Source organism: Nocardia sp. NPDC055321, from assembly GCF_053645575.1.
The window spans coordinates 255,380-278,817 of sequence record NZ_JBSHMS010000001.1 but is presented as its reverse complement, the minus strand read 5'-3'; the positions used below and the strand labels follow the sequence as shown (position 1 = coordinate 278,817).

General features: G+C 70.6%; 20 protein-coding genes and 2 pseudogenes. 12 read left to right on the top strand and 10 right to left on the bottom strand.

What is annotated here, in order from left to right:
* Window positions 1–5 precede the first annotated feature (5 nt).
* Both ACWIGI_RS01235 and ACWIGI_RS01230 read right to left on the bottom strand, forming a co-directional pair.
* Window positions 6–995 carry a sugar ABC transporter substrate-binding protein gene (locus ACWIGI_RS01235; protein WP_454200314.1) on the bottom strand — a complete coding sequence of 330 codons (990 nt, stop codon included), beginning with the start codon at window positions 993–995 and terminating at the stop codon, window positions 6–8.
* Between the two features lie 16 nt (window positions 996–1,011).
* Window positions 1,012–1,914 (bottom strand): TIM barrel protein, encoded by a 903-nt coding sequence (locus ACWIGI_RS01230; RefSeq protein WP_454200313.1) that lies wholly within the window; start codon window positions 1,912–1,914, stop codon window positions 1,012–1,014.
* Window positions 1,915–2,147: 233 nt separating this feature from the next.
* Here ACWIGI_RS01230 and ACWIGI_RS01225 point away from each other — a divergent pair, with 233 nt between their 5' ends.
* The 3 genes from ACWIGI_RS01225 to ACWIGI_RS01215 all read left to right on the top strand — a co-directional run bounded on the left by ACWIGI_RS01225 (window position 2,148) and on the right by ACWIGI_RS01215 (window position 4,998).
* Window positions 2,148–3,152, top strand: coding sequence for a LacI family DNA-binding transcriptional regulator (locus ACWIGI_RS01225; protein WP_454200312.1), 1,005 nt, complete (start codon window positions 2,148–2,150; stop codon window positions 3,150–3,152).
* A 24-nt stretch (window positions 3,153–3,176) separates the two neighbouring features.
* The gene (locus tag ACWIGI_RS01220; protein ID WP_454200311.1) at window positions 3,177–4,187 is read left to right on the top strand and encodes a Gfo/Idh/MocA family protein; all 1,011 of its coding nucleotides are present in this window, start codon (window positions 3,177–3,179) and stop codon (window positions 4,185–4,187) included.
* Between the two features lie 118 nt (window positions 4,188–4,305).
* A complete protein-coding gene (locus tag ACWIGI_RS01215) occupies window positions 4,306–4,998 on the top strand; it encodes an LmeA family phospholipid-binding protein (RefSeq protein WP_454200310.1) in 693 nt (230 codons plus the stop codon).
* Window positions 4,999–5,006: 8 nt separating this feature from the next.
* Here ACWIGI_RS01215 and ACWIGI_RS01210 read toward each other — a convergent pair whose 3' ends face one another.
* Window positions 5,007–5,624: a LysE/ArgO family amino acid transporter gene (locus ACWIGI_RS01210; protein ID WP_454200309.1), complete on the bottom strand. Its 618-nt coding sequence runs from the start codon at window positions 5,622–5,624 to the stop codon at window positions 5,007–5,009.
* Window positions 5,625–5,696: 72 nt separating this feature from the next.
* Between ACWIGI_RS01210 and ACWIGI_RS01205 the strand changes: the two genes are divergently transcribed.
* From ACWIGI_RS01205 to ACWIGI_RS01195, 3 genes are all read left to right on the top strand, one after another.
* Window positions 5,697–6,575 (top strand): LysR family transcriptional regulator ArgP, encoded by an 879-nt coding sequence (locus ACWIGI_RS01205; protein WP_454200308.1) that lies wholly within the window; start codon window positions 5,697–5,699, stop codon window positions 6,573–6,575.
* Window positions 6,576–6,730: 155 nt separating this feature from the next.
* Complete coding sequence (locus tag ACWIGI_RS01200) at window positions 6,731–7,816, top strand: S-(hydroxymethyl)mycothiol dehydrogenase (RefSeq protein WP_454200307.1); 1,086 nt, start codon at window positions 6,731–6,733, stop codon at window positions 7,814–7,816.
* Window positions 7,816–8,442 (top strand): MBL fold metallo-hydrolase, encoded by a 627-nt coding sequence (locus tag ACWIGI_RS01195; RefSeq protein ID WP_454200306.1) that lies wholly within the window; start codon window positions 7,816–7,818, stop codon window positions 8,440–8,442. The genes ACWIGI_RS01200 and ACWIGI_RS01195 overlap by 1 nt, the downstream gene beginning before the upstream one ends.
* 18 nt (window positions 8,443–8,460) lie before the next feature.
* Here ACWIGI_RS01195 and ACWIGI_RS01190 read toward each other — a convergent pair whose 3' ends face one another.
* The gene (locus ACWIGI_RS01190) at window positions 8,461–9,552 is read right to left on the bottom strand and encodes a carboxylate-amine ligase (RefSeq protein ID WP_454200589.1); all 1,092 of its coding nucleotides are present in this window, start codon (window positions 9,550–9,552) and stop codon (window positions 8,461–8,463) included.
* 266 nt (window positions 9,553–9,818) lie between these two features.
* Between ACWIGI_RS01190 and ACWIGI_RS01185 the strand changes: the two genes are divergently transcribed.
* Window positions 9,819–10,637, top strand: coding sequence for an amino acid-binding protein (locus tag ACWIGI_RS01185; protein WP_454200305.1), 819 nt, complete (start codon window positions 9,819–9,821; stop codon window positions 10,635–10,637).
* A gap of 134 nt (window positions 10,638–10,771) precedes the next feature.
* A complete protein-coding gene (locus ACWIGI_RS01180) occupies window positions 10,772–12,220 on the top strand; it encodes an ABC1 kinase family protein (RefSeq protein ID WP_454200304.1) in 1,449 nt (482 codons plus the stop codon).
* A gap of 463 nt (window positions 12,221–12,683) precedes the next feature.
* On the opposite strand, the gene ACWIGI_RS01175 is transcribed toward ACWIGI_RS01180, so the two are convergent.
* A complete protein-coding gene (locus tag ACWIGI_RS01175; protein WP_454200303.1) occupies window positions 12,684–13,772 on the bottom strand; it encodes an AraC family transcriptional regulator in 1,089 nt (362 codons plus the stop codon).
* Between the two features lie 695 nt (window positions 13,773–14,467).
* Here ACWIGI_RS01175 and ACWIGI_RS01170 point away from each other — a divergent pair.
* The gene (locus tag ACWIGI_RS01170; RefSeq protein ID WP_454200302.1) at window positions 14,468–15,283 is read left to right on the top strand and encodes an SDR family oxidoreductase; all 816 of its coding nucleotides are present in this window, start codon (window positions 14,468–14,470) and stop codon (window positions 15,281–15,283) included.
* Between the two features lie 64 nt (window positions 15,284–15,347).
* Here ACWIGI_RS01170 and ACWIGI_RS01165 read toward each other — a convergent pair whose 3' ends face one another.
* Entirely contained in the window at window positions 15,348–15,995 is a 648-nt protein-coding gene (locus ACWIGI_RS01165; protein WP_454200301.1) for a response regulator, read from the bottom strand.
* Window positions 15,992–17,140: a sensor histidine kinase gene (locus ACWIGI_RS01160; protein ID WP_454200300.1), complete on the bottom strand. Its 1,149-nt coding sequence runs from the start codon at window positions 17,138–17,140 to the stop codon at window positions 15,992–15,994. Before ACWIGI_RS01160 ends, ACWIGI_RS01165 begins: the two co-directional genes overlap by 4 nt.
* Before the next feature lie 162 nt (window positions 17,141–17,302).
* Between ACWIGI_RS01160 and ACWIGI_RS01155 the strand changes: the two genes are divergently transcribed.
* Entirely contained in the window at window positions 17,303–17,794 is a 492-nt protein-coding gene (locus tag ACWIGI_RS01155) for a DUF6326 family protein (RefSeq protein WP_454200299.1), read from the top strand.
* On the opposite strand, the gene ACWIGI_RS01150 is transcribed toward ACWIGI_RS01155, so the two are convergent.
* Entirely contained in the window at window positions 17,791–18,939 is a 1,149-nt protein-coding gene (locus ACWIGI_RS01150) for an acyl-CoA dehydrogenase family protein (RefSeq protein ID WP_454200298.1), read from the bottom strand. The two genes, ACWIGI_RS01155 and ACWIGI_RS01150, sit on opposite strands and share 4 nt — an antisense overlap.
* A gap of 208 nt (window positions 18,940–19,147) precedes the next feature.
* Here ACWIGI_RS01150 and ACWIGI_RS01145 point away from each other — a divergent pair, with 208 nt between their 5' ends.
* Together ACWIGI_RS01145 and ACWIGI_RS01140 are read left to right on the top strand one after the other, a co-directional pair.
* Window positions 19,148–20,014 (top strand): ATP-grasp domain-containing protein, encoded by an 867-nt coding sequence (locus ACWIGI_RS01145; RefSeq protein WP_454200297.1) that lies wholly within the window; start codon window positions 19,148–19,150, stop codon window positions 20,012–20,014.
* Window positions 20,011–20,778, top strand: a complete 768-nt coding sequence (locus tag ACWIGI_RS01140; protein WP_454200296.1) for an ATP-grasp domain-containing protein — start codon at window positions 20,011–20,013, stop codon at window positions 20,776–20,778. Before ACWIGI_RS01145 ends, ACWIGI_RS01140 begins: the two co-directional genes overlap by 4 nt.
* Window positions 20,779–21,044: 266 nt before the next feature.
* Here ACWIGI_RS01140 and ACWIGI_RS01135 read toward each other — a convergent pair.
* Together ACWIGI_RS01135 and ACWIGI_RS01130 are read right to left on the bottom strand one after the other, a co-directional pair.
* A pseudogene (locus ACWIGI_RS01135) lies at window positions 21,045–21,893 on the bottom strand (DUF1152 domain-containing protein); the annotation flags it as partial.
* A 285-nt stretch (window positions 21,894–22,178) separates the two neighbouring features.
* Window positions 22,179–23,285, bottom strand: a pseudogene (locus ACWIGI_RS01130) (elongation factor Tu); the annotation flags it as partial.
* Window positions 23,286–23,438: the final 153 nt, after the last annotated feature.

Below are 23,438 nucleotides of genomic sequence, written 5' to 3'. Positions count from 1 at the left end.
CCCGCTCACCGGGTGGCCTGGGCGACGAGCCCGGCGACGACGTCCACGGTGCTCTCGTCCACGAAGGCCGGGCCCGTCTGCACCGGCCTGCCGCCCCCGACGGTGTTGAGATTGGAGCGGTAGAGCTTCAGCATCACCACCGGCAGGTAGCCCTGTTCGTACTGCTGCTGATCCACCGCGAACAGCAGGGCGCCGGCCTGAATCGCCGCCACCACATCGTCATTGAGGTCGAAGGTGGCCACCACCGCGCCCGAGCGCGACTCCCGGACCGCGTCCACCGCGCGGGCGGCGATCTGCGAGTTCAGGGTCAGGACCGCGTCGATGGCGGAATCGGCTTCGAGCGCGCCCTTTATACGGGACTGCACGTCGGTCGGATTGCCGATGTCGACCTGCAGCGTGACCGCGGCCCCGAAACCCTGGGTCGCGCCCGCACACCGATCGTTGGCGCCGATATTGCCCGCCTCGTGAATCACGCACAGCAGCTTGCGTTTTCCGGCGTCGGCCAGGCGCTTGCCCGCCGCCTCGCCGGCGAGCTTCTCGCTCTGCCCGACGTGACCGATGGCGCCGTACTCCGCGCTCACCGACTCCCCGGAATTGATGGTCACCACCGGGATGCCCGCGGCGACCGCGCGGCCGACCGCGGTGCGCAGCGCGTCCGGATTGGCGAGCGAAACCACCAGCCCGTCCACTCCCCGGGCGACGGCGTTGTCGATGAGCTTGGCCTGCTGGCCCGGATCGCCCGCGGAGTTGTACTCCACGCGCACGCCGAGGTCGGCGCCCGCGGCCTCGGCGCCGTTCTTGACCACGTTCCAGAAGGCGTCGCCGGGACTGCCGTGGGTGATCACGGCGACCGAGTTCAACTGCCCGACGGCCTCGGGCGCGCGGGCCGGGCCCGCCTGATCGGCGCTGGGCCCGGCGCAGGCGGCCAGCAGGGCGGCGGCCGCGAGCCAGGGCGACAGCCGGCCGAACCGCGAGCGGGTCGATCGAGACCTCATAGTCGTCACCTGTCCACTAAATCCGGGAGGCGGCGAGATCCGAGCCTATTTCGACCAGGTGTCGCAGACTTCGTCCGGCATCGTCGGTCGGGAGGGCCGCGGAGGCGCCGGGCGCGAGAACGGTGTCCTGTTCGATGACGTACCAGCCGCGGTAGCCGCCGGCGTGCACCGCGCGCACCAGGGCGGCGATGTCGATATCGCCGTCGCCGAGCGGGACGTACAGGCCCGCGCGGACCGCGGCGCTGTAGTCGGTCAGGCCGGAGCGGACCTGCTCGGCCAGGCTGCGCCGCACGTCCTTGAGGTGGATGTGGCCGATCCGCCCGGGGTGCCGGCGGGCCAGGTCGACCGGGTCGGCGCCGCCGATGGTGAGGTGCCCGGTATCGAGGCACAGGTCGAGGTCGGTGTCGGCGATCAACCGCGCGACCTCGGCGGCGGTTTCGACGTGGGTGCCGATGTGCGGGTGCACGGTCGTGCGCAGGCCGTGGCCGGCGGCGATGCCGGCCACGGCCTCGGCGGTATCGACGAGCGTGCGCCACTGCTGATCGGTGAGCGGGGTGCGGGCGTCGTAGCCGTCGTCCCCGGTGGCGGCGGCCAGCACGAGCACCTCCGCGCCGGCGGCGGCGAAGAGCGCGGCGGTGGTGCGCGCGGTGGCGAGGGCCGCGCCGGTATCGCGATGCAGCGGCAGGGCCAGGAAGCCGCCGACGGGGGTGATGCCGTGCGCGGCGAGGGTGGTGCGCAGGGTGTGCGGATCGGCGGGGAGGTAGCCGGGCGGGCCGAATTCGGTGGCGGTGATCCCGAGTCCGGCCATGGCCGTCAGCACGGTGGCGGGGTCCAGGACGTGTCCCCAGCCGGGGACCTCGCACACTCCCCAGGAGATGGGGGCGGCGGCGATGCGCAGTGGATGGAGCGTTTCGGTCATCGGCGTACCCCAGACCTGTCGTAGCCATCGGATGGGCGCTCCCGCTGTTGGAGCGCTCCAACAATGTAACTCCGATCACAGGGGTGTCAAGGGGGCGGGCCGCGCCGAAAAGTGGTATGCCAGCTGATGAATTCAGCAACTTGTGCGTCGCCGGACCCGCGCGCTGCGGCCGGTCCCGCCGAATTAGAGCGCTCTATTGCCGGTGCCGTCACCGGGAGGTAGCGTGTGGCAGCATGACGCGACCGACCATGGAGGACGTGGCCGCCCGGGCCGGGGTCTCCCGGGCGCTGGTGTCGCTGGTCATGCGCGATTCGCCGAAGGTCAGCGAACATCGCCGGCGCGCGGTGCGGCAGGCGGCGGCCGAGCTCGGGTACGAGCCGCATTTCCTGGCCCGCCAATTGGCCAGTCGCACATCGAATCTGGTCGGCGTGGTGGTGTCGGATCTGCGCAACGCGTTCTTCGCCGACGTCGTCGAGGGGATGGACGAGGCGGCGCAGGAGGCCGGCCTCGAGTTGATACTCAACACCGGGCGCCGCAGCGCGGATCGGGAGCGCACGGCGCTGACGGGACTACTGCAGTTCCAGCCCGGCGGGATCATCCTGCTGTCCCCGGTCCTGCCCGCGGCCTCGATACGGGAAGCGGCGCAACGCTGCCCGCTGGTGCTCGTCTCGCGCGGATCCACCATTCCCGAGGTGGACACCGTCAACGACGACGGTGAGTCGGGCGCGGCCCTGGCGGTGGATCACCTTGCGGCACTGGGCCATCGGCGGATCGTGCACCTGGACGGCGGCGCCGCGTTCGCCGCCGGCCCGCGGCGCCGGGGCTACAACGCCGCCATGGCGCGGCACGGACTCGAGCCGGTGGTGATCGGCAGCGAGCACACCGACGAGGCCGGAGCGGCCGCGGTGCGCGCGCTGCTGGCCACCTTCTCCCCCGGCGGATTTCCCACCGCACTGGTGTGCGGCAACGACTTCAACGCCGTCGGGGCCATGTCCGCGCTCGCGGAGGCGGGTCTGCGGGTGCCCGAGGACGTCTCGGTCATCGGCTACGACAACACCTCCTTCGCCGCACTGCGCAGTATCGCGCTGACCACCATCGACCAGCCGCGGGTCCGCATCGGGCGGCTCGCGGTGAACGCGCTGACCGAGCGGCTGCGCGCGGGCCGCACCGAACCGGCGCGCCTGCGCCTGGAACCCACCCTGGTCGTCCGCTCGACGACGGCCGCACCCCGGGATTAACCGATCGATGCCGAAGGAGCTCCCATGCCCCCCATCCGAATTGGTCTCGCGGGCACCGGTCGCATCGGTGCGGTGCACGCCGAGACGCTGACCACCCTGCCGGGCGTGGACACGGTCATCGTCGCCGACGCGGACGCCGGCCGCGCCCGCAGCACCGCCGACAAACTCGACGTGGACTTCGCCGCCGATATCGAGGCGCTGCTGAACGCGAATCTCACCGGTCTGGTCATCACCACCGCCACCGATTCGCACCCGGAACTGATCACCGCCGCGGTGGATCGCGGGATACCCGTCTTCTGCGAAAAGCCCATCGCCGCGGACATTCTCGGCACGCTCGCGGTCATCGACCGGGTCGCCGATTCCCCCGTCCCGGTCCAGATCGGATTCCAGCGCCGTTTCGACGCGGGCTATCGCGCCGCCCGCGCGGCGGTCGCCTCCGGCGATCTGGGCTGGGTGCACACCCTGCGCGCCACCACCCTGGACCCGGCCCCGCCGCCCGCGGACTACATTCCGCGCTCCGGCGGCGTGTTCCGGGACTGCGGCGTCCACGATTTCGACATCATCCGCTGGGTGACCGGCCGCGAGGTCACCGAGGTCTACGCCACCGGCGCCAATCGCGGCGACCAATTCTTCACCGCCGCAGACGATGTCGACACCGCCGCGGTCATCCTGCGCCTGGACGACGGCGCCCTGGCCACGGTCTCGCTCACCCGCTACAACGGCGCGGGCTACGACGTGCGCCTGGAAGTGCTCGGCTCGCAAGGCAATGCGATCGTCGGGCTGGACGAACGCTCACCCCTGCACTCGGTCGAACCCGACTACCCGCCCTCCCCCTTGCCCGCCTATCCGGGCTTCCTCGACCGCTTCCATCCCGCCTACACCGAGGAACTGGCCACCTTCGTCGGCGTGGCCACCGGCCGGCTGGACAACCCCTGCCCGCCCACCGAGGCCCTGGAAGCCTTCTATATCGCCGAAGCCTGCGAACTCTCGCGCCACACCGGCCGGCCCGTCCCCCTCGCCCGGGTTCGCCGCTGATTGCGGCTCGGCGTCCGCGCATCCGACTGAACCGCTGATGTTTCAATCGTGATGAGTCGCGAACGGCGGCCGGGCGGGGTGCACAGCATGATGGGGTCATGGCCGAGCAGGTGAGTGCATGCGCAAGTTGTTGATCATGATCGTGCTGTTGGCGATCGGGCTGGGGATCGCGGACCGGGTGTCGGTGTCGATGGCGCAGAACGAGATCGGGCGCAAGATCGAGACCGAGTACACCCTGGCCGCGCGGCCCGATGTCGAGATCACGGGGTTCCCGTTCCTGACGCAGGCCGCCGACGGCCGGTATCAGGAGGTCGACATCCGGGTGGGTGACTGGACCGAGCGCGACGTCACCGTGCACGACCTCTCGGTGCGGTTGAGCGACGTGTCCGCGCCGCTGCTGGATCTGATCTCCAATCAGACCTCGAGCTTCGTGGCCGGGACCGCGACGGCGCGGGCGATCGTGGACTACGACAGCGTGCGACGGTACGCGCCCGAAGGGGTGGAGACGATCTCCTACTCCCCGGAGGGTTTACGGGTCACCGGCATCTTCTCGGTGGAGGGCATTCCGGTGCCCGCGACCGTGTTCGTGACGGTCACGCCGATCCCCGACGGCATCGAGATCACACCGGTCTCGGTGCAGCCCGCGGCAGGCGGGCCCGCGATTCCTCTGGCTCTGATCTCCGCCCCGCTCACGTTCACGGTTCCGCTGGAGGAACTGCCCTTCGGCGCCCGGCTCACGGCGATCGAGCCACGCCCCGACGGCCTGCACCTGACCGCCGAGGCCCGCGAGATCCGTTTCGCCGCGCTGTAGTCACCGGGTCAGCCGAGCAGCAGCCCGACGGCCAGGGTCGTCATCACCAGGGCGATCACGCTGTCCAGGATCCGCCAGGCGCGCGGCTTCGCGAACAGCGGTGCGAGCAGCCGGGCCCCGAAGCCCAGCGACAGGAACCAGATGACGCTGGCGGTGATCGCGCCCGCGGCCAGGAACCAGCGGTCGGGGGTCGCGTAGGTGCTGGCGAAGGAACCGAGCAGGACCATGGTGTCCAGGTACGCGTGCGGGTTAAGCCAGGTGACCGCGAGACAGGTCGCGATCGCCGCGCCCAGGGCGATGGGCGCGCCGCCGGGCGTGGTGAGGGTGGTCGCGGTGCACGCGCGCCGGGCCGCGAGCAGGGCGTAGCCGAGCAGGAAGGCCGCGCCCGCGTACTTGGCGATGGTCAGCAACTGGGGCACCGCGTTGACCACCGTGCCGAACCCCGCGACGCCGATGGTCATGAGAGCGACATCGGAGAGCGCGCAGATGGCCACCACCGGCAGGACGTGCTCGCGCCGGATCCCCTGGCGCAGCACGAACGCGTTTTGCGCGCCGATCGCCACGATGAGGGAGAGTCCGAAGCCGAGTCCTGAAAGGCCCGCCAGGGCCGCCGATGATGCGTTCACTCGTTCGAAGCTAGGCGCGCGTCCAGCACCAGTCCAGCTAATTGTTCTGAACGTTGATTAGAGTTCCTTAATATGGATCTCCAGCTCGATCAGCTGCGCGCCCTGGACGCGGTCATCAGCGAGGGCACGTTCGAGGCCGCCGCGCGCCGGCTCACCGTCACCCCCTCGGCCGTCAGCCAGCGCATCAAGGCGCTCGAGGACGCGGCCGGGCGCATCCTGGTGCAGCGCACGAAACCGGTGCGGCCCACCGAATCCGGGCTCGCCGTGCTGCGCCTGGCCAAACAGGTGCAGCTGCTCACCAGCGACACCGCCCGCGAACTCGGCGACGACATGCAGCCCGCCGCCAAACCGGTCAACATCCCCATCGCGGTCAACGCCGATTCGCTGCAGAGCTGGGTCATGGCCGCGCTCGGCGCGGCCGCGCACGGGGTGACTTTCGAAATCCACCGCGAGGACGAGGAGCACACCACCCGGCTGCTGCGCGACGGCACCGTCATGGCCGCGATCACCTCCACCGCCGCGCCCGTGCAGGGCTGCACGGTGCGCCGCCTGGGCGCGATGCGGTACCGGCCCCTGGCGAGCCCTGCGTTCGCCCGCACCTGGTTTCCGGACGGCGCGACCGCGGCGGCCTTCCAGTCCGCGCCCGTGGTGCTGGTCGACCGCAAGGACGATCTGCAGTTCCGGCTGGTGCGGCGCTACACCCGGCGGCCGCTGGACACGCCCCGGCACTACATCCCCTCCTCCGCCGCGTTCGCCGACGCCGTCCGGCTGGGCCTGGGCTGGGGCATGATCCCCGATCTCCAGCTGCGCCCCGGCGACGATCTCGTTCCGATCGACCCGGCCGTGCACATCGACGTCCCGCTGTACTGGCAGCAATGGCGACTGGACTCCCCCGCGCTGGGTATGGTCGCTACCACCATCGCCGAGGCCGCGGCCGCGGCTCTGCTCTGAAATCCCCACCGCGTCTATCCCCACCGCGTCCCCCACCAGCAAACCGAGCGTCCCCGTCTCCGCAAACCCGGCGCACCGACCGGTCTCCGGTCGCCCACCGCCCGGTGCGGGTGCGATAGTCGTTGGGATTGTTCTCGAATCGAGGAAGGCCCTACGTGTCCCAAGTTGTGCGCGGCGTGATCGCACGCTCGAAGAACGCCCCCGTCGAGGTCACCGAGATCGTCATCCCCGATCCCGGTCCCGGCGAAGCCGTGGTCAAGGTCCAGGCCTGCGGCGTGTGCCACACCGACCTGCACTACCGCCAGGGCGGCATCAACGACGAGTTCCCCTTCCTGCTCGGGCACGAGGCCGCCGGCATCGTGGAATCGGTCGGCGAGGGCGTGACCGATGTGGAGCCCGGCGATTTCGTCATCCTGAACTGGCGGGCCGTGTGCGGTACCTGTCGCGCGTGCCGTAAGGGCAAGCCGTGGTACTGCTTCTCGACTTTCAATGCGACACAGCCCATGACGCTGACCGACGGCACCCCGCTGACCCCGGCGCTGGGCATCGGCGCGTTCGCCGAGAAGACCCTCGTGCACGCCGGGCAGTGCACCAAGGTCGATCCGACCGCCTCGCCGGTGGCGGCGGGCCTGCTGGGCTGCGGCGTGATGGCCGGGCTCGGCGCGGCCATCAACACCGGAAACGTCTCGCGCGGTGACAGTGTCGCGGTGATCGGCTGCGGCGGCGTGGGCAATGCCGCCGTCGCGGGCGCCAAGCTGGCCGGCGCCACCACCGTCATCGCCGTCGACATCGACGAGCGGAAGCTGGAGTGGGCCACCGGCTTCGGAGCCACGCACACCGTGAACGCGTCCAAGGACGATGCGGTGGAGCGGATTCAGGAGCTGACCGGCGGGTTCGGCGCGGATGTGGTGATCGACGCGGTCGGCCGCCCGGAGACCTGGAAGCAGGCCTTCTACGGCCGCGACCTGGCGGGCACCGTGGTGCTCGTCGGCGTCCCGACCCCGGACATGAAGCTCGAGATGCCGCTCATCGACTTCTTCTCGCGCGGCGGCGCGCTGAAGTCCTCCTGGTACGGCGACTGCCTGCCCTCGCGCGACTTCCCGTACCTGATCGAGCTCTACAAGCAGGGCCGCTTCGATCTGGACGCCTTTGTCACCGAGACCATTTCGCTCGACGACGTCGAAGCCTCCTTCACCAAGATGCATCACGGTGAGGTACTGCGCTCGGTGGTGGTGCTGTAGTGGCGCACATCGACCACACGACCACCTCAGGCACCTTCAGCCTGGACGGGGAGACCTTCGACGTCGAGAACAACGTCTGGGTGGTCGGAGACGATCTCGAATGCGTCGTCATCGACGCCCCGCACGACGTCGACGCCATTCTGGACGTGATCGGCACGCGCACGGTGAAGGCCATTCTGGCCACGCACGCGCACGACGACCACATTCGGGTCGCACCCGAGTTGTCGAAGGCGACGGGCGCGCCGGTCCTGCTGCACCCGGACGATCTGGTGGTGTGGCGGCTCACCCACCCGGAGATCGATCCCGACGGTGAGCTGGCGGACGGACAGATCATCGCGGTGGGCGGCACGGCGCTGCAGGTGCTGCACACGCCGGGCCACGCCCCGGGCGCGGTCTGCTTCCACTCCCCCGATCTGGGGGCGGTGTTCACCGGCGACACCCTGTTCCAGGGCGGGCCGGGCGCGACCGGCCGCTCCTACTCGGACTACGGGGTCATCGTCGGCTCGATCGCCGAGCGGCTGTTGACCCTGCCCCCGGAAACGCTGGTGCACACCGGCCACGGCGGCTCCACCACCATCGGCGCGGAGGCCCCGCAGTTGGACGAGTGGCGCCGGCTGGTGAAGTAGGTTCCGCCGGAACGTGACTCAGCGGCAGCCGGTCAGGGTCGCCTCGGTCAGTTCGGAGATCACATCGGAGAGCTCGCCGCGCGCCCGGAACGCGGCGAGCTGACGATGGGCGCCGTTGCCGCGCTCGAGCAACGCGGTGACGGTGTCGGTGACGAAGCTCAGATCGCCCAGGTCCTCGAGGGCGGGTTCGACGAGCTCGACCAGATCCGCGAGCAGATCGCGAACCGGAACCGCCCGGCCGTCAACGGGATTGATGGCCGGGCCGTCCATGCCCTCGTGCGCGGCCTTCCAATAGGCCCCGCGCAGCGTGTCCTCCGCGATGACCGGCCGGTCGGGTAGCCGGCAGGACATCATGACCGCGGCGCGCACCAGCGTGGCCAGCAGCGCGGTCTCCTCCACGGTGGCCGGGACGTCGCTGACCCGTACCTCGACGGTCGGGAACGTGATCGACGGCCGCACATCCCAATACACCATCTTCTCGTCCAGGATGATCCCGAGCGAGAGCATGGTCCGCACCGCGACGTCGAACTCGCGCACGGTACCGAAATGCGGCGGCGGCCCGGCGCTGGGCCAGCGCCGCCACAGGATGTTTCGCCAACTGGCGTAACCGGTTTCGTCACCGCGATAGATGGCGGAGTTGGCGGTCAGCGCCAGCAACAGGGGTAGCCACGGGCGCAGGAAGTTGCTCGCGCGCAAGGCCACCTCGCGATCCGGCACCGCGACGTGCACGTGCGCGCCGCACAGGCCCTGTTCCTGCGCCAGCCTGCCGAAGCGGGCGGCGATGCGGTGGTAGCGCGGGGTGCAGGTGATGGTCAGCGGCTCGTCGGGCACGGTCGGCGGTACCGCGACCGCGAGCAGTACCGCGTCGTTCTTCTCCGCCGCGGCCGAGGCTCCCCGTCGCAGTTCGCGCAGTTCCCGCAACAGGTCGCGGGTACTGGTGTGGATCCGGGTGCTGGTCTCGACCTGGCACCGCATGATTTCCAATTGCAGATCGAGGCCGAAATCCGCTGCGGTACGGACGACTTCGACATTTCTGCCGATGGGCGCACCGGTGCGCGGATCCACGAGGAGAAACTCCTCTTCGACGCCGATCGTCGGCGGGGCTTCCACCTCTCCTGTGTACCTCATGCACCCCCTTTCAAACACCTGCCGGAGCGGTCTCTCCGCTGCTCAGGGGCCTGAACCCGGAAAGCGCGTCGGGCCCGGCGATCTCGGCCGAACATCGGGCAACCGATGTGCCCCGCGGCACAGACTCTGGACCGGTGTGGCCCGGTTCACTGAAAGTGCCGGTAGCGCAAGCACTTTGTGCCGAGACGGTCACGACTTCTTTACACCGGGGCACAGCGCCGAAATCTGCGCCCCGCACCCTGGTGAACATGAGGCAAACCGAAGTACATGCGCTGGCATGCGAAGTGTGCGGTCGCCTGCCCCACCCCCGCCGCACCCGGCTCACCCTGGCCAAGCTGAGCGTGGTCTTCCCGCTCGAACTCGTCCTGCACGCCCTCGTCTTCCACTTCGAACTGCCCTACATCGCCACGGTGGCGGTATTGACCGTCAGCATGACCATCCTGGTCATCTGGGTGGTCGAGCCCGGGGCCATGCGCTACCTGGCCCGCTGGCTGCACGGGCCGGAGCTGCGGCACCGCCATCACCTCGACAGCGCCGAGCTGCTGTGGCGCATCCGGGTGCGCCTGGACAACACCCCGGGCCGGCTCGAACTGCTCACCAAACAGCTGGCCGCCCGGCACGCCAACATCCTCACCGTTCACGTCCATCACCTCGAGGACGGCGTCCTGGACGAACTGGTGGTCTCCACGCCCGCCGACGTGGATCCACCCCGCCTGGCCGGGGCCATCGACCGTTCCGGCGGTACGACCGTCGGCATCTGGCCCGCCTCGGCGCTGGCCCTGGTGGACGGGCAGACCCGGGCGCTCGGGCTGGCCGCGCGCATCGCCCACGATCCCGGCGAACTGCCGCTGGCCATCGCGGAACTGCTGGGCGCGCAGTATCTTCCGGTCGCACCGCCGGATGAGGATCCCCAACGCGCAACGGCCGGAACGCTTCTGGAGATCACACCCGCCGACAACGGCGCGGCGATGACGTTCGTCCGCGCGGAGGACCCCTTCACCCCGGCCGAGATCGCCCGCGCGCACCGGCTGACCGATCTGGCCGAGCTCTCGACACGCCAGCGCTGAAACCCCGGCGGCGCGCGGGAATCCATCTCATCATCCGGGAATCCGCCCGTCCCGGCCGACGATACGGACCAGCCAGTCTCACTTTCTGGCAGACTGCTCACAGCGCATCAGGCAACGCGCGAGGGGTTGGTCCAATGAGTGTTCGGCGCACGGGTGCACGACGGGGGAACGGGGACCCGAGCGGTAATCCGCCCACCCGCACGGCCGTTCGCTCCGCCAAACTGGCCGCGCTTCCGCTCGCGTTCGCCGGGCGCCGGGCCGCGGGCGCGGGCAGGAAGGCGCTGGGTCGCTCGCGCGCCGAGGTGGATCGCGAGATTCGCGTGCGCACCGCCCAGCACTTCTTCGAGGTGCTCGGGGAACTCAAGGGTTTCGCCGCCAAGATCGGGCAGGTCCTCGCGGTCTACGAGTTGGCGTTGCCGCCGGAGCTGGCCGAGCCGTATCGCCTCGCCCTGAGCCGGCTGCACGACGCGACCCCGGCCATGTTGCCGGGCACGGTGCACGCGGTGCTCGCCGAATCCCTCGGGCCGGACTGGCGGGCGCGGTTCCGCCAATTCGACGACCGCAGAGCGGCTTCGGCGACCATCGGCCAGGTGCACCGGGCGATCTGGCACGACGGTCGCGCCGTGGCCGTGAAGGTCATGTACCCGGGCGCGCGCGAGGCGGTGCACAGCGATCTGGACCAGCTGCGGCGCATGTCCGCCCTGCTCGCGGTGTTCGTGCCCAACGCCGACATTCGCGCCATGACCGAGCGGCTGGCCGAATGCATCCGCGCCGAACTGGATTTCGCGCACGAGGCGGAGAATCAGCGCGCGTTCGCGCACGCCTTCGCCGCGGATCCGGACTTCCGGGTGGCGCGCGTGGTGGCCCAGCGCGGGGACGTCATCGTCAGTGAATGGCTGGACGGCATCCCGGTGACCCGGCTGATCGAGGCGGGCGCGCAGGCCGAACGCGACCGCGTCGGCATGCTCGCGATTCGCTTCGTGCTGTCCTCGGCCGAGCGCACCGGCCTGCTGTACGGCGATCCGCATCCGGGCAACTTCCGGGTGCAGCCGGACGGCAGACTGGGCGTGGTCGATTTCGGCGCGTGCACGCCGTGGCCGCCACCGCAGTTCGGGCCCATGGTGTTCGAGATCGGCGACGCCCTGCTCAACGCCGGTCCCGAGGAGTTGAGCGCCGCGATCCGCCGACACGGGTTCGCGCGCCGGGACACCGTTTTCGACGCGTCGGCGCTCGGCGCGCAACTACACGCCTACGCCGAACTACTGCTGCGCGACACCACCCGAGTCGACCGCGAATGGCTCCGGGCCCGCGTCCTGGTGGCCCTGAATCCCCGCCTGGACAACGTGAACCGCCAACTGGACCTACCCACCCGCTACGTCCCCTACAGCCGCGCACTGACGACCCTGTTCGGCCTGGTGAGTCAACTGGGCACGACCGGCCCCATCCGCGACGAGGTGCTGCGCTGGTCCCCCGAGCTCACCGAGGTCATGTCCCGCCACCGCGAACGGACCGGTGCCCCGACCGACCTCGCCGCGATCCGTTTGCGGCGCACGATGTCCGGTGATTCGCGCAGGCGGGCGTAACCCGAAAACCCGGACGCCTGCCGGTGGCGGCGACCACCCGGTTCCGGCGCCGCGTGGTGCGCAGGTGGGCCTGCCCACACGCACACACGCTACTGCCGAGCTGCGAGCGACACGATTTATCTTGCACTATCGGCTCTTCCGTGCCGGTTTCCGCCAAATCTACTGCGATAGTGCACGATAATTCGCCCCCGAGGGGTGCTACTCCGCACTGAAATGGCGACTACAGCTCCCAGGTGACCAGCAGATTTCCAGTTGGATCGGACCGCCACACTCCCGGAATGACGTCTTGGAACGTGCCAGGGCCGCCACGCTTGGTTGATCCCCATCGGGTGCCCTCGGTGGTTCCCGAGCCGATGCCCATCTAGTAGACGTGGCCGAAGGCCGGTCCGAGTCGGTGGTCGATGAACAGGACAGTATTTGTTGATGGCGCTGGTCGCGCGGACTCGGCCGGCACGATCGCCGGTCAGGCGCCCGCGGCGAACTCGGGTTCGGAACGCGCCCGGCGCGGTTCCACACCGAGTTCGGCCCGCGCGTTCGCCCGCGTTCCGCGCGCCCGGTACTCCTGCGGCGGCACTCCCTGCCAGCGCCGGAAGGCCCGGATGAACGAGGCCGCCTCGGCGTACCCCAGGCGCGCGGCGACCTGCTCGGTGGTCATGTCGGTGTGATCGAGCAGCTGTTCGGACAGCAGCTGGCGCACCTCGTCCAGTAGCGCCCGGAAGGACGTGCCCTCCTCGTTGAGCCGGCGCGAGAGCGTGCGCGAACTCATGAACAGTTCGGTGGCGACCGCGGCCTGATCGGGTACCTCGCCCGGGTCGCGGACCAGCAGATCGCGCACCGCGCCCGCGACCCCGCCCCGGGCCTGGCGGCGCTCGAGCAGTGCCCGGCACAGGTTCTCGCAGGTGCTGCGCGCCCATTCGGTGGCCTGCGGCAGCGGTGCGTCGAGATACGCACTGTCGAACACGATCTCGTCGACGTCCGCGCCGAAGACCGGCGGCACGCCGAACACGGCGAGGTACCGGCCGACATCGGCGGGCGCGGATCGGCGGAAGGCGATGCGGCGGGCGGGCACGTTCGTGGCGAAGAGCTCGCGGCCGATCATCTGCATCCCGGTCATCGCGCGCTCGGCCAGGAAGGGCCGCACATCCTCGGGCACGCCCTGGTCGTCGAGCACCAGCCTGGCCTCGCCGCCGGACTCGGAGAAGACCAGCCGCCCGAAGGCGAAGGTGTGCCCGACGTAGCGCACCGCCACCCCCACGGCCTCGCGCGGCGTGCGGCTGCTGAGCAGGGCCAGACCCCACGACCCCGAGAGCGACATGGCATTGCGGCTGCCGGCCGCCACCCCGAGCCCGGCTTCGCCGCCGCAGCGCCCGAGCAGATTTCGCAGCACGGTGAGCTCGTCGCGAGCGGTGATCTCACGCTCGGGATCCCGCACCGCCTCGAGCGACAGACTCGTCCCGGCCAGCACCGCGGCCGCGGGCACACCGCGCTCCTGCGCGAGCTGCGTCATGACGAGCACACCGGAGGTTCCGCGCAATAGATCCCAGTCGAACATCTACCTGTAGTCCCCATCGACTCACACCGACACCTGCCCGGAGCGTCGGCGAAGTCCCTCGAGTCACCGCGGCCGGTGTGGCCCAACTTACACAAAAGGTGTTTCATGCTGTCACATGAACCCCCACTTTGACTCAGACAGTTGTCCAGTTCGCCGGGTTCATCCGCTTCGACCGGTAAGATGACGAGAGGCCCGGCGCACGTGGGCGTTACGGCGGCGAATGCCGAGTCCCGCTCGGCGGCAATCGGTTCGATGGCACACCGAGCACTTACGCATTCACTGCAATTCGGGCATTCAGTGCAATGTTGACATGTATGCCATTGCGGCGAAATCAGCCACCCGCACCCCCGTAGCGACACGCAACGACACTGCGCGACACGCCAATTCGTCACGTAACAGCGGGCCCGCGAGCGCGATGGATTTCGCATCCGGTTCGGCTGGATCGGTGATTACGTGAGGGACCCGCCTGATGAGTTCACCTGTTCTCCTACTCGTGCCCGTTCTCGTCGTGCCGGCATTCGGGGTGGGCATATGGCTCGGAATCCGCTCGACCCTCGCCGAACCGCCGCCCGCGCCCCGCCGCCCGCACAGCACGCCCGCGTGCCGGACGATCCCGGAGCGCGCCCGGCCGCACCGGCCCGCGCGGCCACACGGCTCCTGGTGGCATCCGACCCGAGCCCGCTAGCGTGGGCGCCATGAGCGCGAACAACAGCCGCACCGTCGTGGTCACCGGAGCGTCATCGGGAATCGGCAGGGCGACCGCCGCGGCCTTCGCCGCCGCGGGCTACCGGGTGATCGGAACCGGGCGGACGCCGGACAAGATCGCCGACGCCGATCGGGTTCCGGGGGTGGACTACCGCGCGCTGGATCTGACCGACGCGGCGTCCATCGCACACTTCACCGCCGAGCTCGGCGCGGTGGACATCCTGGTCAACAATGCCGGGGAGAGTCAGGCCGGGCCGCTGGCCGAACTTCCGGGCGACGCGATCGAACGACTCTTCCAGCTCAATGTGTTCGGTGCGGTCACCCTCACCCAGGCCCTGCTGCCGGGCATGCGCGAACGCGGCTACGGCCGGGTGATCATGGTCGGCTCGATGCTCGGCAGTTTCCCCATGCCGTACCGCTCGTCGTATGTCGCGACCAAGGCGGCGCTGCGCGGATTCGCGACGTCGGCGCGGTTCGAGGAGTCGCCGTTCGGGGTGTGGATCACCACCGTCGAGCCGGGCCAGATCGACACCGGTCTGCGTGAGCGGCGCACCAAATACCTCGACGAGGGTTCCCCGCACACCGCCGATTTCACCCGTTTCATGGCCAAGCTCGACGAGAAGCAGGCGTCGGGCATCGCGCCCGACAAGGTCGCGGCCACCATCGTCGAGGCCGCGCGGGCGGACAGGCCGCATCAGCTCTACGCCGTCGGCAGCAACGCCCCGCTCATGTTCGCGGTGCGGCGGGTGCTGCCGCGCGGGATCATGGAACGCCTCATCGCGGGCGCGCACGGCCTGAAGCGCTGACCCGCGCGGCCCGGCCGTCCCCGGCGATGGCGCCGTGCCCCGGGTGAAAACCCTTGCGGCGGCCTCAGATACGGCCCGTGTCATGGGCCCACATGGCGACCTCGACCCGGTTCCGGGCGCCGAGTTTGCGCATGAGGCCGGCGAGGTGGGCCTTGACGGTGCTCTGGGTGATGTGGAGTTCACGGGCGATCTCGTTGTTGGTGCGGCCCCGGGCAACCGGAACGAGGACCTCCTCCTCGCGGGCGGTGAGCGGTTCCAGCGGCTGCCGCGGCGGTGACGTCCGCGCCCGGGCGAACGCCGCGAGCAGCCGGACGGTCACGCTGGGTGCGATCAGCGCGTCCCCGTCTGCGGCGGCGTGGATGGCCTGGGTCAGCAGGGCGGGTCCGGCGTCCTTGAGCAGGAACCCGCGGGCGCCGGCCGCGAGCGCGCCGTACACGTACTCGTCGAGGTCGAAGGTGGTGATGACCACGATCGGCAGCGGGTCGGCGACATCGGGACCGGCGAGGATCCGGGTGGCTTCGATGCCGTCCAGCAACGGCATTCGAATGTCGAACAGACCGACGTCGGGCCGCAACTCGAGCGCCAGGCGGACGGCCTCCCGCCCGTCGGCGGCCGCGCCCACCACTTCGATGTCGGGCTGGGCGTCGAGCAGCATGGTCAGCCCGGTGCGCACGATCGGCTGATCGTCGGCGACGAGAACCCGGATACTCATCGCGTCGTCCCGGTCCGGGGCAGGACGGCCTCCACCCGCCAGCCCCGCTCGGCGGCGGGGCCCGCGTTGAAGGTGCCGCCGAGCAGTGCGGCGCGTTCCCGCATGCCCACCAGGCCGTAGCCCGCCGGGGCGCGGCCGCCGGCGGCGGCGGAACCGTCGTCGGCGACGGTCAGTCGCACCCGGTCGGCGTCGCCCGTGACTGCGACCGTGACCCGGGTCGCGTGCCGGGCGTGCCGCCGGGCGTTGGTGATCGACTCCTGCGCCAGGCGGTAGATCGCGGCCCCGACCGCCGGGCCGAGGTCGTCGAGCTCACCGGACAGCGTCACCTCGACGCGGGGACGCGTCCGGCCGTCGGTGGCGAGTTGCTCGACCTGCGCCACCCCGGGCTGCGGCGCGAACTCGGTGTCCTGTTGGGCGCGAAGCACACCGACGATGGCACGCAGCTCGGTCAGGGTGCGGGTGGCCGCGTCCTCGATGACGGCCAGGGCCTCGACCGCGCGCTCGGGATGGGCGGCCGCGACCGCTCGTCCGGCCTGGGCCTGGATGGCGATGCCCGACACGTGGTGGGCGACGGTGTCGTGGAGTTCGCGGGCGAGCTGTTCGCGTTCGCGGGCCTTGGCCCGGTCGATGTCGCGGACCCGGATCGCCGCGCGGTAGCGGATCGCGGCGCCGAGCGCGGCGGCGAACAGGAAGAACGCGAATCCCGCGACCGTCTCCCACGGGCTCATGGGGTCGGCGACGTAGGTGACGCACAGCCAGAGCAGGACGAGGCCGAGCCCGCCCGCCGCGCCCCGGCCCGAGTCCCACCGGACCAGCGCGTAGACCAGGATCAGCGTGGCGGAGACGCTGTTCGGCAGGATGCCGGGCGCGTCGGTGAGGATCCGGACGATGTCGACGATCGTCAGCGTGCCGAACGCGATCGCGACCGTGGCCATCGGGCGGGTGCGGCGCCACGGCAGCGGGCCGAGGATCGCGAGCACGGCGATCAGCACCAGCGGGAGCGGCGCCAGATCCCGGCGCAGCGCCATCTCCACCGCGGACCAGCCGGCGAAAACCGCGACCAGGATCCAATCCCGCGGCCCCGGCCTCGGGGCGTTCGCGGGACGGGGTTCGGCCCACATCGAGCGGAGGACGTCGATCGTCACCCGATGAGCCTAGGCCGCCCGCGCGCCGGGCGTATCAGCCGAAAGTACAGGTGTCGGGCTGTGCCGAAGGTCAGGTCGAATCGAGCTCCGGGGCCGATGTGCCGGGCGGGCGAGCTCGGTGAAGGTGGACGTACCCACCCGATCGAGCCGAGGAGCATCGCGATGAGTACACGCCGACCAGACACCGGGAATCCACCGCCCCAGGAGCTGCGCCTGCCCGTGCGGGCCGCCCTCGCCGCGGCGTGGACGAGCCTCATGTTCCTCTACATCTACGTCGACTATCTCGCCCTGTACAAGCCCGGCTTCGTCGACGACATCCTGGCCGGCACCGTCCACGAGTTCGACACCGGCCCAACCTTTGTCGCCCTGTCGCTGACGCTCATGGCGATCCCGGCCCTCATGATCCTGCTCTCGGTGACGCTGCCCGCCCGGGCCGCCCGCACCCTCAATCTCGTCGTCGCGGTGCTCTATATCCCCGTCACGGTGTACAACGCGGCGGGCGAGCCGTGGTCCTACGCCTACTTCTACGGCGTCTCCATCGGAATCGAGGTGCTGCTCCTGGCCTTCATCCTGCGCTCGGCCTGGACCTGGCCACGCGTCGCCGACGCGCCCGCCGCGCCGAAGGCGGAGGCCGGTGAGCCGGTCCGCCGCTAGGTGAGTTCGAGGTCGCGCCCGATGATTTCGCGCATGATCTCCGACGTGCCGCCGTACACCCGGGTGACCCGGGCGTCGGCGGCCGCGCGCGCGATCGGGTACTCGCGCATGTAGCCGTTGCCGCCGAACAGCTGCTGGCAGCGATCGATACAGCGGAACTCCATTTCCGAGGCCCACAGTTTCGCCTTGGCGGCGTCGGCGGGGGTGAGCCGCCCGGCATTGAGTTCGAGCACGCACTTGTCGATGAACGCCTCGGCGACCGCGACCTCGGTCGCCACATCGGCGAGGGTGAACTTCGTGTTCTGGAACCCGCCGATCGGCTGCCCGAAAGCCGTACGGCCGCCGACGTAGTCGATGGTCAGGCGCAGGCAGGTGCGGGCCCGGGCCAGGCAGGCGACGGCGATCTGCATGCGTTCCTGGGGCAGGTTGCGCATGAGGTATTCGAAGCCGCGCCCGGCCTCGCCGAGCATATTCGCCTTGGGCACAACCACATCGGTGAAGTGCAGCTCGGCCGTGTCCTGGGAGCGCAGACCGAGTTTGTCGAGATTGCGGCCGCGGTCGAAACCCGCCATGCCGCGTTCGAGCACCAGCAGCGTGAGCCCGCGATGCCGGTCGGGCGAGGTGCGCACCGCGGTGATGACCAGATCGCCGTTGATGCCGTTGGTGATGAAGGTCTTGGCGCCGTTCACCAGAAAGTGGTCACCCCGATCGGCGGCGGCGGTGCGAATGCCCGCCACATCGGATCCCGCCGCGGGCTCGGTCATGGCGATGGCGCCGATGAGCGTGCCCGCGACGAAGCCGGGCAGCCAGCGTTCGCGCTGCTCGGGTGTGGTGAGTCCGGCCAGGTAGGGCGTGCAGATGTCGTTGTGCAGCGCGACATTGAGGCCGACCCCCGCGCAATCGCCCGCCATGAACTCCTCGATGAGGATCTGGTTGAACCGGAAGTCGTTCGTGCCGAGGCCGCCGTATTCGAGCGGCGCCGCGAACCCGAGCAGCCCGAGTTCGCCCGCGCGCGCGAAGATTTCGCGCGGCACGATGCCCGCGTCCTCCCAGGCGAGGTAGTGCGGCGCGAGCTGTTTGCGCACGAATCCGCGCGCCAGTTCGGCGAAGGCCAGGTGATCGTCGTCATAGTGCCCGCGTTCCATGTCCTCCATCCTCGGGGGCGTCGCCGCTGCTCCGCCAGACAATCGCGGCCACACGTACGATGGCGGAGGGGGAGATCACCGAGATCCGTTGCGGCAGAAGTGTTGCGCTCGCGGTTGCAGACCCGATGATCTTGGTGAACAATCGGCGATCATTCTGGACCGCCCGGGGCGGGCACAGCTTAACTGTGGGAGCGAGATGGCGGCTCGAATGAGCTTTTGTTTTCTGGTGGAAGAGCAGTACCGCCGGGACGGAATGCCGCGCAGCGTGATTCGGCAGTTGCAAGCGTGGGGCCACCGGGTGGACGTCATTCGCCCCGGCGGTGAGCTGCTCGAACTCGACGATCTGCTCGACCGCGGCGATCACGACGCCTGGGTGCTCAAGACCGTGTCCGGCGGACCCGGCCTCGGCCTGCTCGAGGCCGCCGCGGCCGCCGGGCAGACGACGGTGAACGACGCCCGCTCCATTCGCGGCGTCCGCGACAAGGTGCACGCGGCCGCGCTCGCGGCCCGCACCGGGTTGCCGGTACCGCGCGCCTGGGCGGCTGCCCGGCCGCTGGATCTCGCCCGGATACCCACGGCCCATTACCCTTTGGTGGTCAAACCGGCCGACGGCAGTTCCGGTCGCGGCGTCCGCCTGATCGAGCGGCCCGAGCAGCTCACCGAACTCGGCCCGGACGAGGGCATGCTCATCGCCCAGCCCTACGTCCCGAATTCCGGGGTGGACCTGAAGGTGTACTGCGTCAACGGCCGGATGTACGGCACCGAGCGCACCTCACCGCTGGCCGGGTCCCCCGGGCTGCCCGATCGGCCGGTCGCCCTGGACGCCGAGGTCACCTCCATCGCGATCCGGGTCGGGGAGGTGTTCGGCCTGGACCTGTACGGGCTGGACATCGTGTACGGGCCGGACGGCCCGATGGTGGTGGATATCAACGACTTTCCCAGTTTCCGCGAGGTGCCCGACGCGGTCGCCGGGGTGGCCCGCGCGATCATCGACCTCTCGCGCGCCGGGTCGCGCCTGCGCCTGATCACCACGCCCGACCCGGTCGAACCGCTGGCGGTGGGCACGCACGCATGAGAGTCGGCCTGATCACCGCCACGCCCGAGCACCCGCTGCTGTCGGCCACCGCCGCGTTGCTCCGGGCGCGCGGGCACGGCGTGGACCACCTGCCGCCGACCGCGCTCCCGCCCGCCGACCCGGCCGATGTCTATCTGCTCAAGGCCCGCACGCCCGCGGCGATCGCGCTGGCCCGCACCCTCGAACTGCGCGGGGTCACCGTGCTCAACTCCGCGGCGGCCACCGAATTCTGCCAGGACCGTACGCATATGGCGCTGCGCGCGGATCAGGCGCACCTGCCGTTCGCGGGCACCGTCGCGCTGTCCGCGCTGTCGCGTTTCGACGGCCATCTCGACACGCCCCTGGTCATCAAGAGCAGGCACAGTCGCCGCGGCGATCTGGTGACCCGGGTGCGCACACCGGAGGAACTGCGCGCGTTGCTGCCCCGCTGGGCCGACGAGCCGGTGGTGATCCAGGATTTCGTGCCCGGCTCCGGCTGGGATCACAAGCTGTGGGTGGTCGGCGATCGGGTCTTCGCCGCCCTGCGCCCCTCCGAATTCGACTCCGGCGCGGGCCGGGCCGACATTCCGCGGCCGGATACGCACCCCTGGGCCGAGTTGGCGCGCGGCGTCGGCGCGGTCTTCGACCTGGAGGTCTACGGGGTGGACGTGCTGGAGGTGAACGGGGCGCCGCTGATCATCGACATCAACGCCTTCCCGGGTATGCGCTCGGTCGCCGGGCCACCGGAGGCCCTGGCGGATCTCGTCGAATCACGCTCGCCCTGAACGGAATTCGACAGCGGTCCGAGCTGTCGGGTGCGATAGAGCGGCGGCAGATAGCGCTCAGGCCGCGCGCCGGCCAGCAGCGAACGCAACCGCGCCCCGCTGACCGGATCCATGGCGTAGGCGAGTTCGGCCACCCGGCGCAGGGTCAGGAAATCGACTCCGGCGCGGGCCGCCCGATCCGTGTACTGGTCGACGGTGCGCAGCGCGTCGTCGTGCGCGTAATAGGCGGCGCTGGTTGATACTTCGGCCAGGCGCTGACGTTCGTAGTCGATCTCGGAACTGCCGCGATGGATACGGATGACCTTCTCCACCGCGGCCAGATCCGCGGTGCCGATCAGCTGCGCGGCCAGGGTCGCGGCCAGCACCCGGTCGGCGTCGAACTCGTAGGCGATGGTCGCCGCGTCGGTCAGCACCACCGTGCCGTCGCCGCGCCGGGTCTCGACCCGCCCGCGGATCCCCCCGGCCGCGGCGGCCAGCAGCCCGTTCGCCTCCGAGGGATGCCAGACGAACAACTCGCGGACGGGGTCGAAATCGGCTGCCTCGAAGGTGAACACCGCGACCCCGCCGAGCGCGGCCAGCCGGCCGGCCAGTTCCCTGCCGCCGAGTTCCCCGTCCAGTCCCATCCCGGCGACCACCAGCCGCACCGGCAGCCCGGAGCGCACGCTCGCCGCCAGCGCCAGCGAGTCCGCGAGCGGCGTCCGCAGCCCCCGCTCCCCGCCGGTGGCCAGGATGTCGCCGCCGACATCCACCACCACTACCTGGTCTGCGTCGAATTCCTTTGCCGCCGCGGCGATCTGGGCACTCACCCCGGCCGCGCCACCCACCGGATCCAGCAGCAGGACACGCTCGCGCACCACGGCGGCCACGGCGGGCAGGGTCGGCCGGGCCCCGCTGCGCAGGCGCGAACCCCCGAGGATCTCGAACACCCCGGGCGCCACGTCGACCCCGCCGACGAAATCCGCCCGGCCGCGTGGCCCGGGCGCGGGGTCGAGCATGAGCCGATCCCACGAATAGCTCAGTACCGCCGCGATATCCACCCCGAGCCTGCGCCCGGCCACCCCGGCGGATATCGCGTCGCCCCCGCCGCCCGCGGCGATCACCACAGCACGCGCCATGCCCCGAGTCCCCTCCCCCTCTGTCCGCCGATAACCGTGAACCAACTGGTCAGCGGCAAGATGCTACCCGCAGGGCAGCGCCGAACGGCGGCAGAAACGCAGGGCCGGGCGGCATTTCGGGAGCTGCCGTGCGGACCACGCCGCAACCCGGTCGAGTTGCCACCGGAACCGCCCGGTGGACGACCGGTCGCGGTCGCGAACCCCGCCGAGCCGCGAGCGGCCGACCGCCTCGCACCGGGGTGAACCCGGGGCGAGGCGGCGGGCAGTCGGCCCTGCCTCGGCGGGTCAACCGTCGACGGTCAGCACCGTTCCGGCGGCAACGGTCCGGCTGCCCTCGCGGACGGCGAAACCGAGGCCCGGCTCGAGCGGAACCGGGCGGCCCAGGGTCACCGTCACCTCGACGGTGTCGCCGGGTACCGCCCGGCCCGCCGGGAGCACCACGTCGCCGACCACGTCACCGGTGCGCAGGTAGAACTGCGGCCGGTAGCCGGTCACGATCGGCGTACGCCGCCCGCCCTGGGCGGCGGTGAGCAGGTGCACCCGCGCGGTGAAGGTGGTGTGTACCGCGACGCTGCCCACGGCCGCGACCACCTGACCGCGCTGGACCTGACCACGCTGGACCCCGCGCAGCAGCAGCGCGACGTTGTCGCCCGCCTCCGCCGATTCCATGGTGCGGCCGAAGGTTTCGACCCCGGTCACGATGGATTCGAGGCTGTCGCCGTAGCCGAGCACCGCGACGCGGTCACCCATGCGCACCCGCCCGCGCTCGACCGCGCCGGTCACGACGGTGCCGCGACCGGTGATGGTGAGCACGTTCTCCACCGGCATGAGGAACGGCGCGTCGGTGTAGCGCACGGGCAGCGGTATGTACTCGTCCACCGCCTCGAGCAACCGCAGCAGCGCGGCCGACCAGTGCGGGTCCCCGTCCAGCGCGCGCAGGCCCGACACCGGTACCACCGGCACCCCGTCGCCGTCGTACCCCTGCGCGGACAGCAGTTCCCGCACCTCGAGCTCGACCAGCTCGAGCAGCTCACCGTCGCCGGCGTCGGCCTTGTTGAGGGCGACCACGATGTGCTCGACCCCGACCTGCCGGGCCAGCAGCACGTGCTCGGCGGTCTGCGGCATGATGCCGTCCAGCGCCGACACCACCAGGATCGCCCCGTCCAGCTGGGCCGCTCCGGTGATCATGTTCTTCACGAAGTCGGCGTGCCCGGGCATGTCCACGTGCGCGTAATGCCGGGTGGCCGTTTCGTATTCGACGTGCGAGATGTTGATGGTGATGCCGCGCTCGATCTCCTCCGGAGCCCGGTCGATGCGGTCGAACGGCACGTAGGCGCCCCCGCCCTGCTCGGCGAGGACCTTGGTGATGGCGGCGGTCAGGGTGGTCTTGCCGTCACGCTCGGGAGCGCAAGGACCTCAGCGACGGGCCGACCTTCCCCGTCTGAGGTCCGGGACGTCCCGGGAAAGGTCAGCGTCGTGCGCCGTCGAGTGCGGAGATCACCAGGGCAGCGACCATCGCACCCGCGGCTGCGGGCAGGCTTGCGA

Coding starts and splice junctions, on each gene's coding strand:
- ACWIGI_RS01205 (WP_454200308.1), top strand. CDS start 5,697: ATGGATCTCCAGCTCGATCAGCTGCGCGCCCTGGACGCGGTCATCAGC.
- ACWIGI_RS01185 (WP_454200305.1), top strand. CDS start 9,819: ATGAGGCAAACCGAAGTACATGCGCTGGCATGCGAAGTGTGCGGTCGC.
- ACWIGI_RS01225 (WP_454200312.1), top strand. CDS start 2,148: ATGACGCGACCGACCATGGAGGACGTGGCCGCCCGGGCCGGGGTCTCC.
- ACWIGI_RS01165 (WP_454200301.1), bottom strand. CDS start 15,995: ATGAGTATCCGGGTTCTCGTCGCCGACGATCAGCCGATCGTGCGCACC.
- ACWIGI_RS01170 (WP_454200302.1), top strand. CDS start 14,468: ATGAGCGCGAACAACAGCCGCACCGTCGTGGTCACCGGAGCGTCATCG.
- ACWIGI_RS01145 (WP_454200297.1), top strand. CDS start 19,148: ATGAGCTTTTGTTTTCTGGTGGAAGAGCAGTACCGCCGGGACGGAATG.
- ACWIGI_RS01230 (WP_454200313.1), bottom strand. CDS start 1,914: ATGACCGAAACGCTCCATCCACTGCGCATCGCCGCCGCCCCCATCTCC.
- ACWIGI_RS01235 (WP_454200314.1), bottom strand. CDS start 995: ATGAGGTCTCGATCGACCCGCTCGCGGTTCGGCCGGCTGTCGCCCTGG.
- ACWIGI_RS01180 (WP_454200304.1), top strand. CDS start 10,772: ATGAGTGTTCGGCGCACGGGTGCACGACGGGGGAACGGGGACCCGAGC.
- ACWIGI_RS01155 (WP_454200299.1), top strand. CDS start 17,303: ATGAGTACACGCCGACCAGACACCGGGAATCCACCGCCCCAGGAGCTG.
- ACWIGI_RS01215 (WP_454200310.1), top strand. CDS start 4,306: ATGCGCAAGTTGTTGATCATGATCGTGCTGTTGGCGATCGGGCTGGGG.
- ACWIGI_RS01140 (WP_454200296.1), top strand. CDS start 20,011: ATGAGAGTCGGCCTGATCACCGCCACGCCCGAGCACCCGCTGCTGTCG.
- ACWIGI_RS01150 (WP_454200298.1), bottom strand. CDS start 18,939: ATGGAACGCGGGCACTATGACGACGATCACCTGGCCTTCGCCGAACTG.
- ACWIGI_RS01220 (WP_454200311.1), top strand. CDS start 3,177: ATGCCCCCCATCCGAATTGGTCTCGCGGGCACCGGTCGCATCGGTGCG.
- ACWIGI_RS01175 (WP_454200303.1), bottom strand. CDS start 13,772: ATGTTCGACTGGGATCTATTGCGCGGAACCTCCGGTGTGCTCGTCATG.